General features: G+C 52.9%; 12 protein-coding genes and 2 pseudogenes. 7 read left to right on the forward strand and 7 right to left on the reverse strand.

Features of this window, described 5'->3' with window-relative positions:
* The 3 genes from M4I36_RS06815 to M4I36_RS06825 all read left to right on the forward strand — a co-directional run.
* The coding region (locus tag M4I36_RS06815) for a transposase (protein ID WP_258110984.1) at positions 1-730 on the forward strand (730 nt) is incomplete at its 5' end.
* Between the two features lie 862 nt (positions 731-1,592).
* A complete protein-coding gene (locus M4I36_RS06820) occupies positions 1,593-1,925 on the forward strand; it encodes an ArsR/SmtB family transcription factor (RefSeq protein ID WP_258110985.1) in 333 nt (110 codons plus the stop codon).
* A complete protein-coding gene (locus tag M4I36_RS06825) occupies positions 1,897-2,538 on the forward strand; it encodes a cation efflux transmembrane domain-containing protein (protein ID WP_258110986.1) in 642 nt (213 codons plus the stop codon). The genes M4I36_RS06820 and M4I36_RS06825 overlap by 29 nt, the downstream gene beginning before the upstream one ends.
* 342 nt (positions 2,539-2,880) lie before the next feature.
* Here M4I36_RS06825 and M4I36_RS06830 read toward each other — a convergent pair whose 3' ends face one another.
* From M4I36_RS06830 to M4I36_RS06850, 5 genes are all read right to left on the reverse strand, one after another.
* A complete protein-coding gene (locus M4I36_RS06830; protein ID WP_258110987.1) occupies positions 2,881-4,110 on the reverse strand; it encodes an MFS transporter in 1,230 nt (409 codons plus the stop codon).
* Between the two features lie 168 nt (positions 4,111-4,278).
* Positions 4,279-4,737, reverse strand: coding sequence for a class I SAM-dependent methyltransferase (locus M4I36_RS06835; RefSeq protein ID WP_258110988.1), 459 nt, complete (start codon positions 4,735-4,737; stop codon positions 4,279-4,281).
* Between the two features lie 119 nt (positions 4,738-4,856).
* Entirely contained in the window at positions 4,857-5,486 is a 630-nt protein-coding gene (locus M4I36_RS06840; protein WP_258110989.1) for a class I SAM-dependent methyltransferase, read from the reverse strand.
* Positions 5,487-6,814: 1,328 nt separating this feature from the next.
* Positions 6,815-6,979, reverse strand: a complete 165-nt coding sequence (locus tag M4I36_RS06845; protein ID WP_258110990.1) for a hypothetical protein — start codon at positions 6,977-6,979, stop codon at positions 6,815-6,817.
* A gap of 151 nt (positions 6,980-7,130) precedes the next feature.
* Positions 7,131-7,712 (reverse strand): DUF2087 domain-containing protein, encoded by a 582-nt coding sequence (locus tag M4I36_RS06850; protein ID WP_258110991.1) that lies wholly within the window; start codon positions 7,710-7,712, stop codon positions 7,131-7,133.
* 476 nt (positions 7,713-8,188) lie between these two features.
* Between M4I36_RS06850 and M4I36_RS06855 the strand changes: the two are divergent.
* Positions 8,189-10,396 (forward strand): annotated as a pseudogene (locus tag M4I36_RS06855) (thioredoxin domain-containing protein).
* A 67-nt stretch (positions 10,397-10,463) separates the two neighbouring features.
* Positions 10,464-12,104, forward strand: a complete 1,641-nt coding sequence (aspD, locus tag M4I36_RS06860; RefSeq protein WP_258110992.1) for an aspartate 4-decarboxylase — start codon at positions 10,464-10,466, stop codon at positions 12,102-12,104.
* Between the two features lie 114 nt (positions 12,105-12,218).
* On the opposite strand, the gene M4I36_RS06865 is transcribed toward aspD, so the two are convergent.
* Positions 12,219-12,533: a YuzF family protein gene (locus M4I36_RS06865; RefSeq protein ID WP_374985671.1), complete on the reverse strand. Its 315-nt coding sequence runs from the start codon at positions 12,531-12,533 to the stop codon at positions 12,219-12,221.
* A 60-nt stretch (positions 12,534-12,593) separates the two neighbouring features.
* On the opposite strand from M4I36_RS06865, the gene M4I36_RS06870 reads away from it, so the two are divergent.
* Positions 12,594-12,944 carry a GIY-YIG nuclease family protein gene (locus M4I36_RS06870; RefSeq protein WP_308661099.1) on the forward strand — a complete coding sequence of 117 codons (351 nt, stop codon included), beginning with the start codon at positions 12,594-12,596 and terminating at the stop codon, positions 12,942-12,944.
* 121 nt (positions 12,945-13,065) lie between these two features.
* On the opposite strand, the gene M4I36_RS06875 is transcribed toward M4I36_RS06870, so the two are convergent.
* Positions 13,066-14,841, reverse strand: coding sequence for a M3 family oligoendopeptidase (locus tag M4I36_RS06875; RefSeq protein ID WP_258110993.1), 1,776 nt, complete (start codon positions 14,839-14,841; stop codon positions 13,066-13,068).
* Positions 14,842-15,001: 160 nt separating this feature from the next.
* Between M4I36_RS06875 and msrA the strand changes: the two are divergent.
* Positions 15,002-15,553, forward strand: a pseudogene (gene msrA / locus M4I36_RS06880) (peptide-methionine (S)-S-oxide reductase MsrA); the annotation flags it as partial.
* Positions 15,554-15,578 lie beyond the last annotated feature (25 nt).

Raw genomic sequence — 15,578 nt, forward strand, 5'->3', positions numbered from 1 at the left:
TGGAGATGCTCATACAGCAGAAGGATTTGCATCATTTTACGAAGGACTCAAGAGACAGCTTCCATCGGGTGTATCTATTGGCGTTGTTCGCATGGATAAAGGGTTTACAGGAGAGAAAGTGTTTGAAACGCTAGAGACGGACGCGCAAGACTACGTCATCAAGATGAAGTGGACAAAGCCCTTAGCGGAGATTGCGACGACGCTCAAGTGGAAGTGCCTCACCCCGAACGACGACACTCAACATATAGACGTGGCTTCGACGACGTATCAGGCAACGACATGGAAGAAGCCACGACGGGTGGTCTTCGTTAGAAAGCTGGACATTGATCCACAAGAAGTCCTATGTGCGGATTGGTTCTGGGAGTACGAGGCCATTGTCACGACGCTCGATTGGGATGCGGAAGATGTGTGGAGATTCTACAACTTTCGAGGCAACGCAGAAAACCACATCAAAGAAGCGAAATATGGCTTTGCCATCGACCAGTTCTCAAGCCGAGATTTTGGCGCAAATCAGGCGCAGCACAGTTTGAAGCTGTTGGCGTACAATCTGATGCTACTGTACAAGCATACGGAATTGAAGCCGGGTGTGCGAAACTGGACGGCCAACCGGTTACGCCGCTCCCTTATGTTCCTGCCTGGTCTTCTCGTGCATCATGCCAGACGATGGTCTATCCGCTTACCCAAACATACACAAGAACGCACGGAAAAGATGTTGCTCGCTGTCACATAGTCAAGCGACAACAGAATGCAGAGTAGGATGCCCGTTTGGGGAGGGGGGAGTTGTGCTTTCGAGCGGATGAACTGCTTGAAATTCACCGAGATCGGAGACTATAATTCCAAAATATTCATTGGAAACCTAACGAGACTCCATCAAGCAAAAACCGTCGAAATCCGGGATAATGTTTGTCGTATGCGGAATCGACCTAATGGGTTAACGGGTCAGTTACGCTTCAAGTGCCGACCGACTATCCATCAATTGCATCCGTAGACCCGTGACTTAAGCGATGAATACCTTCCGAATCGACCGTGGATAGGTTTGAACGAATAACGCGCAGTTTTGTATGTTCGGTACGTCTTGTCTCGGTCGAGGCCCTATCAACTCGGCCCCACATCCTCCGTCGCAGCCATCGCAGCCTTTTAATCAGGGTGTCGCGCGTTCGAGTCGCGGATGGCTCACCATTGAAAACCGCGCGGTTGCGCGGTTTTTTGCTGTGTAGAGGGGCGGGGAAGCGGTAGGGATTGTGTTTTGGTGCAACTTTGGTGCAACTGGGATGGGCGGATGCGAAAAGTTGTGGGAGTGAGTTTGGGGGTGTGGTGGGGAGAAGAGTTTACTTCGTTCGAGTGTATTGCATCGGACGGTCATGTCAAACATGAAAAACTGCGAATGAGCTAGAATGAAGGAGAAAACGAAAGATCATAGAGAGAGCAATGTTGAGCTGGGGTGCAGTAATCCAGCATCAGTTTTTATACCAAATTGAGCACGAATCCCTTGCTTCGTGGCTTACTCCAGGGCATATTATATTCAAACAATCGTTTGAAGGAAGTGACTTAAGATGCCAAAACGACACATGTGCTAGATCGAATGTGTGGACATGTCGAAAGTGGAACGACTCCGTTCTGTTATTCCACAGACCGACTTGCTGTCAGTGATTTTTAAGGCACTGGCAGACTCAACACGATTAAAAGTAGCATTTGCTCTTGCGAATGATGAATTATGTGTTTGTGAGGTCGCAGCACTGCTTGACACAACTGTTCAGAATGCATCTCACCATTTAAGATGGCTTAAACGTTCAGGACTTGCCTCATATCGTAAAGATGGGAAACTTGTCTATTATAGATTGTTACCCGCAGCATTCACGATTTTGAATTCGATTCAACAATGGCAAGGGGGTGGAAATGTTGTCGGTGCAAGCTATGCAGGTTAAAAAGGGCATCAATATTGAAATCGTCAGTATTTTTTGGATGATCGTAGAAGCAGCAGTAGCAATTGGAGCAGGTATCGTGGCTCACTCACTAGCTCTCACTGCATTTGGTGCCGATAGTATTATTGAATTAGTAGCAGGAGGAATCCTGCTGTGGCGTCTTTATGTCGAGTCAAATGGTGCGAGTATTGAGCGGGTTGAGCAAGCTGAGAAACGTGCCTCTTGGGTTGTTGGAGTCTCTTTACTTGCATTGGCTATATACATTTTCGTGATGGCTGGATACGATCTCTGGACACGTTCAGGTTCAGAAACCAGCATGCTTGGATTGGCGCTTGCAGTTGCTTCCGGCATCATCATGCCTTACCTTTCTCGTGCGAAAAAGAAAATTGGCACGCAAATTGGTAGCAAGGCACTTGGAGCCGACGGTTCCTGTAGTATCGTTTGCGCTTATATGGCTTGGACACTAATTGTAGGACTCGTTCTAACCGCATTTTTAGGCTGGTGGTGGCTAAATGCATTGGCAGGACTTGCGCTCGTGTATTTCATTGTGAAAGAAGGTATAGAGGCGATACAGGAAGCCCGTGGTGTTGAGGATGCTTGTGGTTGTTGTCATTAAAGTGCTCAGTATCTTCTGTCGCTATTGGGCGCGAATGCGACAGAAGCCTAGTCTCGGAAAATCGTATAAATACACGGAATGCGGTATATTCACAAACGCGTTTCTTAATGTTAGCGTAGGAAAAAACAAAGATTCGAATCCATAAATTGTCTTAGCGTTGGTTTTGCGTCATTTTGTTGGCGGTACCCCAGATAGGTGAGAAACCCCTTCCGGACGCACGAACGCAGTCCGTTGACGTTCCACGACATCAGTTTCAATGTTTCTACCTCCAGGCAAGTTCTCGCTATCACCAGCGCAATTGTACCACAGGCCAGCGCGTGTGCCAGGGATGCTCGCGCAGTCTTAGACGTGCACTTCGCGGCATGGTCTCAACCTGTATGCCCACAGAGCGGCGGCGGCTCGAAAGCCAACGGCGATCCAGAAGGTGCCGCGCAGGCCGATGTCGCCCGCCAGCAGACCGCCTGCTACAACGCCGAGCACAACCGCCGTGGAACGCGCCACATGCCAGGCAGAATTGACCCGGCCCATTTGCGAGTTCTCGATGAGAGTCTGTCGCAAACTCGTGGCGTGGATGTGATAGAGGGTGTCCGCGCCGTCGCCGAAAATTTGTTGACCGAGGACAAACAAAATCACAAGCCAATCGGGACCGGCTGCGAGGGGCAACAGTGCGGTACCCATCAAGCCGACCCAACTGACTGCGATCAAGGTGCCTCTGATCCCCAAATGGCGCGCGGTGCGGCCGGCCAACGCGGCTGCCGCGAGAGCGCCGAGGCCGCCCACCGCGTACAAGATTCCCTGTATACCAGGCGCGACACCGAGCCCGCGGCTGACCAGTAGCATGTACACGGTACTGGATATGCCGCTGTAAGCCCCGAGAAGGACGCCCATCGCGGTCAAGGTCACGAGTTGCGGGTCAGCGTTTAGCGTCGTCAAGCCTTGGACGAGTTCTGTTCGCCAGTGCACGCGTGTCTGGCGCGACTGTGTCGTCTTGGGTGCTGTGGTTGCGGTGGCTCGAATGGTCAGCAGAGACCAGGCGGACAGGACATACGTCATCGCATCTACTGAAAGGGTCCACGCGCCTCCTGTACTTTCAAATAACAAGCCCGCCACGGCGAAACCCATGACTTCGGCCACAGAACCTCCTGCCGAGAGGTAGCGATTGGCCGTAACGAGATCGCGGCCCGGCACGAGTTCTGGAAGATAGGCTTCGTAGGCGACGTCAAAACTCACAGTGAACAAAGACATGAGGCCCGCGACGACCACGACCAAGAGAAGCGTCAGGTGGTCAAACGCAATCGCCAGCGGAACCGTGAAGGCCAGACAGGCGCGTGCGACGTCCGATACTACGAGGATGAGTCTGCGCGCGAGTCGGTCCACCCAGACTCCGACGAAAAGGCCCACCAAGGCACCCGGCACCATTTCGGCCAGTCGGACCCAAGCTATGTCCAGCGCCGACGCCTTCAGGATGTAGATGACAACAAACGGCAAAGCCAGGCGGCCAATCAGGGTGCCGAACCAAGAGACGGTTTGACCGAGTAGAAGTTTGTAGAATGACGGCGACATCATGGCCATGGTTATAGACTCTCCTCAAACGATGGGTGCTGCAGGATAACCGACTGAAAGTCGAGATCGTCCGAATGTGGCAAGACACGAAACGACCGAACCGAGAAGTAGGGCTCCAGTTGTGACACCAGGTCCTGCGCTCGAAAAAAGGAAAAGAAATGTTTGGGATCGTAGTGATCACGTTCGCAAATCCCCTCGGAGTTGTTCCGGCCATAGACACCCATGTAAAACAGGCCGCCGGGCTTGAGGATGCGTCAGATCTCCTGGAGGACCGCAGGAAGTTGTGCCTTCGGCGTGCAGAAGAGAGTTGAGAGCCCAGATCGCATCAAACGCTTCGTCTGCGAGACTCATCGCACAAAATTCTATCACGGATGCATCCAAGCCCTTGTCGCGACACAATTGTACATGCCGACTCGAGAGATCGATGCAGCGAACCGCCAGCCCGTGATCGCGAAAAAACTGGGAGTCGTGGCACGGTCCTGCGCCGATCTCCAGGAGCGTATGTCCGCCTCGACTCCGTACGCGTTCCAGAAATTCTTCCCGTTCTTGCAACTTCCAGGGGGCTTTCACAGCTGCCTCTCGTGTCGTCGCCTGCAGGTCATACGCGATAACCAGTTGTTCCTTGATCCGATCCATGTCTGAGGGTTCCACTCTCTCGTAGTCTTGTGGACTGAGGTGTTCACTCGCTTGCATGATAGTATACTATACACTACGGTTGACACGGATTGTCCACCATGGGGTTGAGAAGGTGGATGTCAAATGGGGATGAGAAGCACTACGGGGTCCAACCAACAAAACGCGGATTTACCCCTTGTTTGCCGGTCCGGTTTGACCGCGTCAATCAGGAGTGACACGAACTCCAGCCGCCCTTTTTGATTTCGCGGATCATAGCGCAGCGTGCGGTAAATGAGCCCTTGTGCGGGATCCCAATCGGTGGAGTGAAAAGCGCCCGTTTCGTCACAGTACTCCAGCCATCGGACTTCGAACCCGGCTCGCGCAAATACGTCGGTCAGCGTCCGGTAGTTGTACACGACCTTGTGACTGGCCGCCGGGTGATCGGGGATGTCCGGGGGACCGCCCACTTGCACGATGTGCTGATAGGCCGCGTTGGGGAAATAGCCATCGGGCACCGCGCAGCGCACGTATCCGCCGGGCTTCAGAAATTCAAAGCAGATGCGAGCCGCCCTTGTTCCCTCGTCCTCGGTCAGGTGCTCCCATACATGCTCGGCCAGGATGGCCGTCAGCGATCCGGGAGCAAACTGGCGTAGCCAGTCATCGCGCCGAAGAAGGTTCAAGTCGTCTTCCTGGGTGGAAAACCAGCCTGGGTTGTTGTGCGCATAATCGCCAGCGCCGATTACGACGCGAATGTCACTGCTGTTTGTCATTCCTGACACCTCTTACAGCATTGTATCACGCGACAATGGCCTCTTCGGTCAATGTGTCTGCCGTGACCGTCCACAGTCTACTGCTGCTGACCCACGTTCCACACGGCGTTGGCCAATTCCTCTATTGTGCGCGCCAGAGCGAAAGCTGGGCTTGTGGCATACAGATCCTTCACGACACAACTCTCATACAACCAGGTATAATCCATCGCGCGCTATGAAAAATCACACAGCCACTGGGAACAGATCACCAGACCCCACGAGTGGAGCAGGGTGCACGAATGAATCCACAGTCAGTCGATCATACACGGCTTTTTCTGTGATCGCAGATCGCGAGCCCTGGAAAAAGTGGGTGAAGAACTTCACCACAAAGTGCTCATCGACGACAAATGGGGCTCAGGAATACGCATTTGGGGCAATCGGCATGTTCGCGTATTGGAAATGTCGTTTGTTCCCCAATGGCGCCTTTTTCTCATGGATGTAGCCACGCTGTTGCAATACGAATCGGCAATGGCCAACCGTCAGCGCCGATTATGCGGAACAGCTTCGGCAAGCGATCCAGGATCCTCAATACGTCAGTCCCTTTCGCTAAGAATCATCTATCGACCACGTCGAATCGACGGATTCCTACACATGGAAATCATTTCAATCGGTCCAAGAGACAGGGAGGAAGTGTATCGAGAAGCGACAAGGAAAGTCTTGCGTTTTCGTCGCGAGGCAAGAATAGCACTTCAGCGCCTCTGCGGTAAATCGTTCGAACGGTGATGTGAGACGTGTCCCCTAATTTGCTGGCGGTCTACACGTTCGGTTCATGCGATCTTGATCAAAAATTCTCCGAATTACTTTCATGCTCCGATGACTGCAGCCACTCTTCCCATCTTTCAGTCAGCTTGAGCCGTCTTTGCCGGTGTACGTCCGAATCTCCGCATTCAACCATCTGAAATGGAGGGTCAGGCATGAAAAATTGGTTGGTCACCTGTCTCAAGGATAGGATACGTCCCCAAAAGTGTATGTCGCGGTCTTCCACTGCTTCATTTCGGAGACCTGTGACGAGAGCGGAAACGAATAGAGACAGTTTAGTCATTCCTGAAATTTGAATGGCCAGCAAACTGACATCAGGATCCTCATCTTCAAACCTTTTGATGATGGCTTCTACATAATGACCCCGAAGAGCGGGGCGACATAAAATGTGGTACAGCGCGGCGGAACGAACCCGGGCGTCTCTGTCCTGCAAAGCAGACGTCAAATAGGAGTCATCGAGTTTGTACTTTCCTTGTGCTGATTTACACAGCGCAGTAGCGCGAATGATTGGCGACGCGTTCGAAAATCCGTCAGAAAGCAGGCGCAACCCATATGGCCAAAATGGCGTAGCCAGGGAGAGCCAAAAACGTACGGGCAAAATCCGACATCAGCAGAATCGTTTTTCGATTGAACCGATCCGCCAGGATCCCGCCAATTGGCCCCATAACGAGATAGGGAAGCGTCCGCACAGCCAAGGTCAGGCCTACGGCCAAGCCGGATGCTGTGAGGGCAGGAGCAGTCTAAGCAATGCGACACTGTTAAACCAGTCACCCAATCCGCTGATGAGGCTGGCGGATAACAAGCGACGGTAGGGTACTTGAGATCGCAAGAGGTAAATGACGTCTTTCATCGACCAGAGTCCGGCTTAGATTCGCTACCAATCCTCCAGTACACGCCATTCTCCCGCAACATCAGCTTATTCCCGATAAATTCACGGCGGATGGTAGCGAAGTCGGGATGGTGGCGTTTGAGGGTCTCGTTGACCTCCGACTCCGGATAGCGCACATCCCACTCAAACTTCTGTACAAGCCATTTCAATATCACCAGTCGCTTTTTCCGGCTCGCCGGAATCTCCTTGAGCTGCTCGCCGATGAGGAAATCGTTCAGCACTTTCTGTTCCCAGGCGTCACCCTCGGCGGTTGCCATCGCAGCCAACTTTTCCGGCTGGAGGAGGCGATTCAATCTACGAAGAGATTCGTTCTGAAACTTGTAAAAATGAACATTCCCGTCAGCACGCATGCTGACCAGTCCCAACTCCCGAAGCCGACTTAAATGATGAGATACCGTAGGGGGTTTAAGGCCTGTATAAGCGGACAGTTCATCGACACTGGTTTCGTGTTGGGTCAGAATTCCAAGAATGCGGATCCGGCTCTCGTCTGCCAGTGCCTTAAGTAACTGTATAAGAACTTGACTGTCTTTATCGGTCATGGACGATACCTCCGAGACGAATGTATGTTGATGATTACAAATATATATGAATGATGAAATTCGATCAATGTCGAATGTCTATGTAATGTCATACAGTATCGACAACGGAGCAGGGACGTAGCAAGCGAGGTGAACATCTTGGCGAGTACCACTTTCCCCATGGGTGGAGACGACAACCAGTGCGGTAATGTGGCGGGGAAGCCTCACGGCACTTGATGGTGTCACAAAGAGGTCTAATCCCTGGCGTCGTCAAGAAAATCTCGTCAGCGAATTAGAAAATCATGAAATTACAAAGAATTCCTTGGTACGTATAAGAGAATTGGCGACCTTAGAACCGGAAACAAGAGTGGATCCGATGACAGTGGAGAAGTAGTGGGTGATGTCGAAGTGAGCATCTCAACTAGGGGTCAAGCAAATACTTTCCGCCACCTGGGTGTATACTAACGGTAAATCTCACCAGAGAGGATGATTCAACCGTGAACTCCAACAACGGCGGCCACAAACACACCAACCGCCTCATCCACGAGAAATCACCATACTTACTCCAACATGCCCATAACCCGGTCGACTGGTACCCTTGGTGCGACGAAGCGTTCCGCATCGCTCGCAGGTTCAACCGGCCCATCCTTTTGTCCATAGGCTACTCGTAGCCCTGCGGGGCTACGAGTGGCAATATACGGTAATGGAGTAATATATGGACCTGTCACTGGTGTCATGTCATGGAGCGAGAATCTTTTGAAGATGAGGTAGTTGCGGAGCTTTTAAATGAGAGGTTTGTCGCCATCAAAGTCGACCGGGAGGAGCGTCCCGATGTCGATCACGTTTACATGACTGCTTGCCAAGCGCTTACGGGCGAAGGTGGATGGCCCTTGACCGTGCTGATGACGCCGGATCGCAAGCCATTTTTTGTTGGAACATACTTCCCCAAGACGGCTCGATACGGACGTCCGGGCTTCGTGGATATTTTGCAAAGAATGGGAAAGATGTGGGACGAGCAGCGGGAGCGGTTGTTGGAGAACGCAGATCGACTGGTGTCCGCCCTTTCGGAGCGAAGCGAGGGAGCCCGAGCGAGTGGTGGTGCATCGGTCGATCCGTTGATGTCCGAGCACATTCTGTCTTCTTCCGAATGGTCCGGCGGCGAGGTGGAGATAGGCTTGACAGACATGCGCTCGGCCTACGACGAACTTCGCGCGGAGTTTGATTCAGAGTTCGGGGGATTTGGATGGGAACCGAAGTTTCCCATGCCGCACAATCTGCTTTTCTTGCTTCGCTATGGTGTCTTGGCCCGGGAGCCGGAGGCAGTTTCTATGGTGGTTCGCACTCTGGATGGTATGCGGCAAGGTGGTTTGTTCGATCACGTTGGGTTTGGCTTCTCCCGCTATTCTGTGGACCGACGCTGGGAGATTCCCCACTTCGAGAAAATGCTCTACGATAATGCCTTGCTTGGACTGGCTTATGCCGAAGCCTTTCAGGTTACTGGGATGCCTCGATTCAAAAATGTGGCGGAAGACGTGTTGTCTTATGTGAAACGGGAGTTGACGTCTCCTGATGGAGCGTTTTATTGTGCGCAGGATGCGGATTCTGAAGGGGAAGAGGGAAAGTTTTATGCCTGGACGCCGGAGGAGATTTGCGCGGTTCTGGGGAACGAGGCTGGCAGTCGCGTCATGAGGCATTTTGGTGTCTCAAAAGGTGGTAACCTCGACGGACGTTCGATATTACATACGATTCGCCGCGCGGATTCCACAGATGGGAAAGAGTCTCTTTCCCCCGCAGCACCGATGCTTCTTGAGGAAGAGTGGGAAGCGTATCGCCAGAAGCTATTTGTGGCGCGAGAACGACGGATTCATCCGGCGTTGGATGACAAAATTTTGACAGCCTGGAACGCACTCATGATGGTCGCCTTGGCGACGTCCGGACGACTGTTTGAGCAGCAGGAGTACGTGAACCGTGCGGCGAGCGCAGATGCCTTTTTGTGGCGGCACATGCGGCGAGGCGATGGGCGCCTCTTGGCAAGGTACCGCGATGGAGAGGCAGCGCATCTCGGGTGCTTGCATGACTATTCGTTCTATGCTTGGGCTTTGATGGAATTGTATGATGCCACGCTTCATGTCGACTATGTGGTGCGTGCAAACGCTTTGCTGGAGGAGATGCTGCATTTGTTTGCCGATCCGTTGGGAGGATTTTACCTGACGGCGAGCGATGCAGAGGCACTGTTTGTACGTCCGAAAGACACATCGGACGGCGCTCTTCCGTCCGGCTATAGTGTGGCGGTTGCGTGCCTCTTCAAAATGGGCCGGATGACTGGCAACGATGCGCTCACCGAAGCGGCGCGCCGCGCGGTCCGAGTTGTGTTGCCAGAGATGCGGCAGTACCCGAGCGCGCACACGTTTCTTTTCTCTGCACTGTGCAGCGAAGTGTATCCGGGAACTGAATTGGTCGTGGTTGGGCCATCGGAGGATTCGCGTACGATAGAAATGCTTCGCATTTGGCAGCGGGCAGGCATACAAAATGGCACCCTTCTTCACTGGGACGCATCGCAACGACCCTCGATATTTGACCGTTTACCAGAGTATCCGATGGTCGACGGTCAACCTACAGCTTATCTCTGTCGGAATTTTGCTTGTCAGGCGCCAGTCACCGAACCGTCTCGTCTTGCCGCCGACGTCAAGAACTTGTTTCTTTAACGTGGGCTTATTTCGGGCATTCTAAACAAGTGTTGTGACGTTGAACAGAGCCGGAATGGAAAGGGGCATGGATGTGAATTCAGACAGGCAACAACAGCGAGCGATGGAGAAATCCTACGAAGCCATTAGTCCATTCGAATTTAAGAACAAGTTGATAGAGTTGGCCAATGACGGGCAGGAAAAGAGTGCACATGCACTGCTGAATGCGGGCCGTGGTAACCCCAATTGGATTGCCGCAACCCCCCGTGACGCATTCTTCCAGTTGGGACAGTTTGCCCTGATGGAGAGTCGGCGAGTCTGGAAGGAAGGGCACCTTGCTGGCAAGCCCAAGAAGGCTGGGATAGCAGAAAGAATGCATCAGTTTATGGCGGATCGGCCCGATGATTTAGGCATTTCATTCCTGAGACAAGTCGTCGCTTACGGAACAACCAAGCACGGCTGGAAGGAAGAAGATTGGGTGTTCGAGTTGGTCGACGGTATTGTTGGAGACAACTACCCCGTGCCCGACCGCATGTTGCACTTTGTGGAGACTGTGGTTCACGACTACTTGATGAAGGCCATGTGCCGCGGCAACGCTTCCTGTGGGTCGTTTCATCTGTTTGCGGTCGAAGGCGCAACGGCCGCCATGTGTTATATTTTTGATACGCTCCTGAAGAATCATCTCCTACATCGGGGTGACAAAGTGGCTATCATGGTTCCAATTTTTCCTCCGTATGTAGAAATCCCGCATCTTCGCGAATACGACTTCGAGGTTGTGGAGATTGTGGCTAGCGGTCGAGCTAGCGATGGGCAGCACACGTGGCAATATCCGGATGAAGAGTTGGATAAATTGGCGGATCCCGCTGTCAAAGCCCTTTTTCTGGTCAACCCAAGTAACCCTCCTTCAGTTGCGTTGGCGAAGTCGTCGATGGACCGTCTGGTGCGGATTGTGCGAGAGTCGAATCCAGGCTTGATTGTGGTCTCGGATGATGTCTATGGGACATTTGTGGATGACTACGAGTCACTTTTGGTGTATCTGCCGGAAAACACGATTGGCGTGTATTCGTTCTCGAAGTACTTTGGCGTGACCGGATGGCGACTTGGAGTTGTGGCGGTGCATCAGAATAGCCGTCTTGATGAGGCGCTTCGAAATCTACCGCGAGACACGGTTCAAGAGTTGAATCAGCGGTATGCATCGCTGACTCAGCATCCGGAAGAGATGCTTTTTATCGACCGACTGGTGGCGGACAGCCGTCAAGTGGCGCTGAATCACACGGCTGGACTGTCTACGCCACAGCAGGTACAGATGGCACTTTTTGCAATCTTTGACTTGGTGGACGATGGTGGCTATCGACAACAGACGAAGGACATTTGCCGGCGCAGAATGCGACTTTTGTACGATGGGCTGGGATTGCCAGTGCCTACGCTCGATCACGCAGCGAGCTATTATACAGAGTTTGATTTAGCAGACTGGGCGAGGAGCAAACACGGCGAGGATTTCACACGTTTTTTGCAAGAACATTATGAGCCCGTGGACATTTTGTTCCGATTGGCGGAAAAATCATCCATCGTGCTGTTAAACGGGGGAGGGTTTCATGGACCTGCCTGGTCGATTCGTGTTTCGCTCGCCAACTTGGACGACGAGGCGTACACGCAGATAGGACATTACTTGCATGAAACTTTATTAGAGTATGTCTCTGAGTGGCAAGAACAGAAGGACAGAAAATAGTCGTCGGGACGAGACGCAGAAGCATCGTGAAGGATGAGATTAACTGCAGAGAGGGCTCGGGCGCTATGGCGAGCAACGAGCCCTGTTCTAAAATTGACCAGTATCTCTCGCGCTTTAGTCGGGCATAATCCAAACTATTTTTTGGATGCGTACGAAGAAAGTCGACTTGCCTTCCGGTTCTTGCAAGACAATATGGTCTGGTTTGACGGCGTTCAGTCGGCCACGAAGAGTGCCGTGACCCGTGTTGACCACAAGAACTTTTCCCATTACCGATTGCAACGTTTGGACGACGTATGGGTCGACCATGTAGCGAGGCGTGGACATTGGTGCTTGGTGGGTTGCCGCCTCCGTGTGCGCTCGAACGGGGACAAAATAGGGATTCTCCCATGGCTGTAGGTAATACGGAGATTCATTGGGTGGATACCCCATGTCTGTTTCCTCCTTCATTGGGTGAGTGCATTGGGTGAGTGCATTGGGTGAGTGCATTGGGTGAGTGCATTGGGTGAGTGCCCTATATTGTATGCGGATGCCCACCATGGGTATGGGCAGGAGCGGATGGATGTGTATTGTGTCTATATGGTGCGTTGCCGCGATGGCTCACTTTATACAGGTTTCACGGCAGATTTGGAAGAGCGTATTCGGCAACACAATGAGAGCCCGCGCGGTGCAAAGTATACGCGCTCACGGCGACCGGTAGAGTTGGCTTATGCGGAAGTGCAAGCGACGAAAGTGGCGGCCATGGCGAGAGAACGCGCCATCAAACGTTTGTCGAAAGAAGAGAAGGAGCGGCTGGTCGCCTTGGCACTTCAGAAAAGGGTCGACGAGGTCGATGGCCGCTAGAGAGACCAAGATAACGCAAAGTAAGCGAACAGCCATCGCTCGTTTTGGAGCAGATGGCTGTTCTTCAAGTCGGAAGGGAGATAGTCTGCACCGAATGCGCCGACGCGCATTCGAGTTTAACTTACTCCGCTAAGCGGACGAATTCCTCGGCGTCGTTGACGGCAAGTTGAACGGCCCGATTCCAGAAATCGGGTTGCGTCAGGTCGGCGCCGAGGTGTTTTGCAGCGAGATCTTCCACCCGCATCTGTCCTGTATCGCGTAGCAGTCCGACGTAGCGGTCCGCAAACGAGTCTCCTCCTGCTTGCGCCAAGGCGTAGATGCCGGTGCTGAAGAGATATCCGAAGGTATAGGGGAAGTTGTAAAACGGCGTACCCGTGATGTAAAAGTGTAGTTTTGAGGTCCAAAAGTGTGGATGGTAGGAGCCGAGAGCGTCCCCATAAGCTTCTCGCTGAGCCGCTACCATGAGTTCGTTCAAGCGCTCGGTACTGACGATGCCTCGTTTCCGTTCTTCGTAAAAGCGCGTTTCAAACAGGAATCGCGCGTGAATATTCATCAGCATACTGATACTGCGTCCGACTTTGTCTTCGATTAAGTTAAGACGCTCTTGCGGCGAATTGGCCGACTGGACGGAGGCGTCGGAAACAATCATTTCAGCGAACGTCGATGCGGTCTCCGCGACGTTCATTGCGTAATTGGTCAACAGTTGAGGAAGACCGCGCATGACGTGTTGATGGTAGGCATGCCCCAGTTCATGCGCGAGCGTGGCCACGTTTGACGCAGTGCCGGAGAAGGTCATGAAAATGCGCGTCTGTGCGCTCACCGGGAAACTGGTACAAAAGCCTCCCGGACGTTTTCCTGGACGGTCTTCGGCTTCAATCCAGCGCCGTTCGAAACATTGGTCTGCAAAGTCGGCCATTTGAGGGCTGAAACTCCGAAAATGATGAACAATGAATTCGCGCGCCTCTGCAAATGTGAATGATTTCTCACTGTTGCCAAGCGGCGCGTCCACATCTGGCCAATTCAAGCGAGGTACGCCGAGACGTTTCGCCTTCGCTTTTAGAACGCGTACGAAAGGCTCTTTGTGCTCTTCAATCACTTTCCACATGGTTTCCAGAGTTTCGTGACGCATGCGATTGATTTCGAGAGGTTCGCGTAGTACAGAGTCCCATTGGCGCTCCTTGTACAGCGCGAGGCGAAAGCCAGCCAAGTGGTTGATGGCAGGCTGGCAGAGGTCTGCTTCTTTCGCCCACGTCTCTTCCCACTTTGCAAAGAGTGCAGCGCGATCCGCTTGTGAGGCGGACCGGAGCCGATTGCTCGCTTGACCCATGGACAGGCGGTCCACTTTTCCGTCTTTCTCCACTTCCATGTGCATTCGGCCCACGATGGTGTCGTACAGTTCCCCCCACCCGTTGTAGCCGTCGACCGATAGTGACGCAACCAGGGCTTCCTGTTCTGCAGGAAGTTTGTCGGCGGCACGCTGACGGCGCTCCGTGATAGCGAACGCGACTTCAGCAATTCCTGGGTGGTTAAGAACATCAGCCATCTCTTGGTCGCTTAGGTGGAGCAAGATGGCATCGTACTGGGTGAGCGCAGCCTGAAAGGCGGCGCGCGATTGATTGAGATGACCTTGTAGCTGCCGGGCGGCAGTGTCATGAACATTTTGCGCCGTCAGGCAGGAAATAAAAGCACCAGCTTCGCGAATACGGCTGGCGATATCTTGAAACTGATGTGTGGCCGTGACAAAGCCGTCGAGTTGAAATGCTTTTGCCTGCTCGCGAATGTGCTGATGGAAGGCCGCAACATCCTCGTCCAAGACGGTCAGAAAGGTGGTGAATTCGGCAGAGGCACTGCCTCCCTTGAAGATTACATCGAGATCCCACGTCATGTCCGTGCTCATGGTCTAGTCTGCCTCCTTCTCTGCTGTCCATTATAGCGAATTGGCGAGGCACTTTCTGGGATGCGCGAGGGATTTGCCCATCCTGCCGCGAGGGTTGGAAGCTCAGATGGCACCGTCGTGATAAAATGAGGGAGGAAGGGAAGCAGCGGAGGTGTATGGAATGGAGCAAGGAGATTCGGCACTCACTGAGAACCAACCGTCGTCGGAAGTCGCGACGTTTGCAGGGGGATGTTTTTGGTGCATGGTCAAACCGTTTGAGGAGTGGCCGGGAATTTTTTCGGTCACGTCTGGCTACACCGGTGGTCATGTCGTCAATCCAACGTATGAGCAGGTGTGTTCGGAGAGAACGGGTCACTATGAAGCGGTGCAAATTCGCTTTAATCCTAAAGAGTTTCCGTACTCTAAACTGTTGGAGGTGTATTGGCAACAGGTCGATCCGACCGATGCAGGGGGACAATTTTATGACCGTGGTCCGTCCTATCGCACGGCCATTTTCTATCATTCAGAAGAACAACGCTTGGCCGCAGAGCAATCGAAAGCGGAGTTGGCCGCGAGTGGCAGGTTTCATCGGCCGATTGTGACGGAAATTCTTCCGGCGGCCCCGTTTTATCCGGCGGAAGACTATCATCAGCAGTACCACCGCAAAAATCCTGGCCACTATCAGAGGTATCGGCAGGCGTCGGGGCGCGACGCATTCATTGACAAACACTGGTAGTCGTCTCGCTTCGATGGGTAGG

It is taken from the genome of Alicyclobacillus sp. SP_1, assembly GCF_024706985.1.
Taxonomy (GTDB): domain Bacteria; phylum Bacillota; class Bacilli; order Alicyclobacillales; family Alicyclobacillaceae; genus Alicyclobacillus_I.

Coding starts and splice junctions, on each gene's coding strand:
- M4I36_RS06820 (WP_258110985.1), top strand. CDS start 1,593: ATGTCGAAAGTGGAACGACTCCGTTCTGTTATTCCACAGACCGACTTG.
- M4I36_RS06825 (WP_258110986.1), top strand. CDS start 1,897: ATGTTGTCGGTGCAAGCTATGCAGGTTAAAAAGGGCATCAATATTGAA.
- M4I36_RS06830 (WP_258110987.1), bottom strand. CDS start 4,110: ATGGCCATGATGTCGCCGTCATTCTACAAACTTCTACTCGGTCAAACC.
- M4I36_RS06835 (WP_258110988.1), bottom strand. CDS start 4,737: ATGGATCGGATCAAGGAACAACTGGTTATCGCGTATGACCTGCAGGCG.
- M4I36_RS06840 (WP_258110989.1), bottom strand. CDS start 5,486: ATGACAAACAGCAGTGACATTCGCGTCGTAATCGGCGCTGGCGATTAT.
- M4I36_RS06850 (WP_258110991.1), bottom strand. CDS start 7,712: ATGACCGATAAAGACAGTCAAGTTCTTATACAGTTACTTAAGGCACTG.
- aspD (WP_258110992.1), top strand. CDS start 10,464: ATGGATGTGAATTCAGACAGGCAACAACAGCGAGCGATGGAGAAATCC.
- M4I36_RS06865 (WP_374985671.1), bottom strand. CDS start 12,533: ATGGGGTATCCACCCAATGAATCTCCGTATTACCTACAGCCATGGGAG.
- M4I36_RS06875 (WP_258110993.1), bottom strand. CDS start 14,841: ATGAGCACGGACATGACGTGGGATCTCGATGTAATCTTCAAGGGAGGC.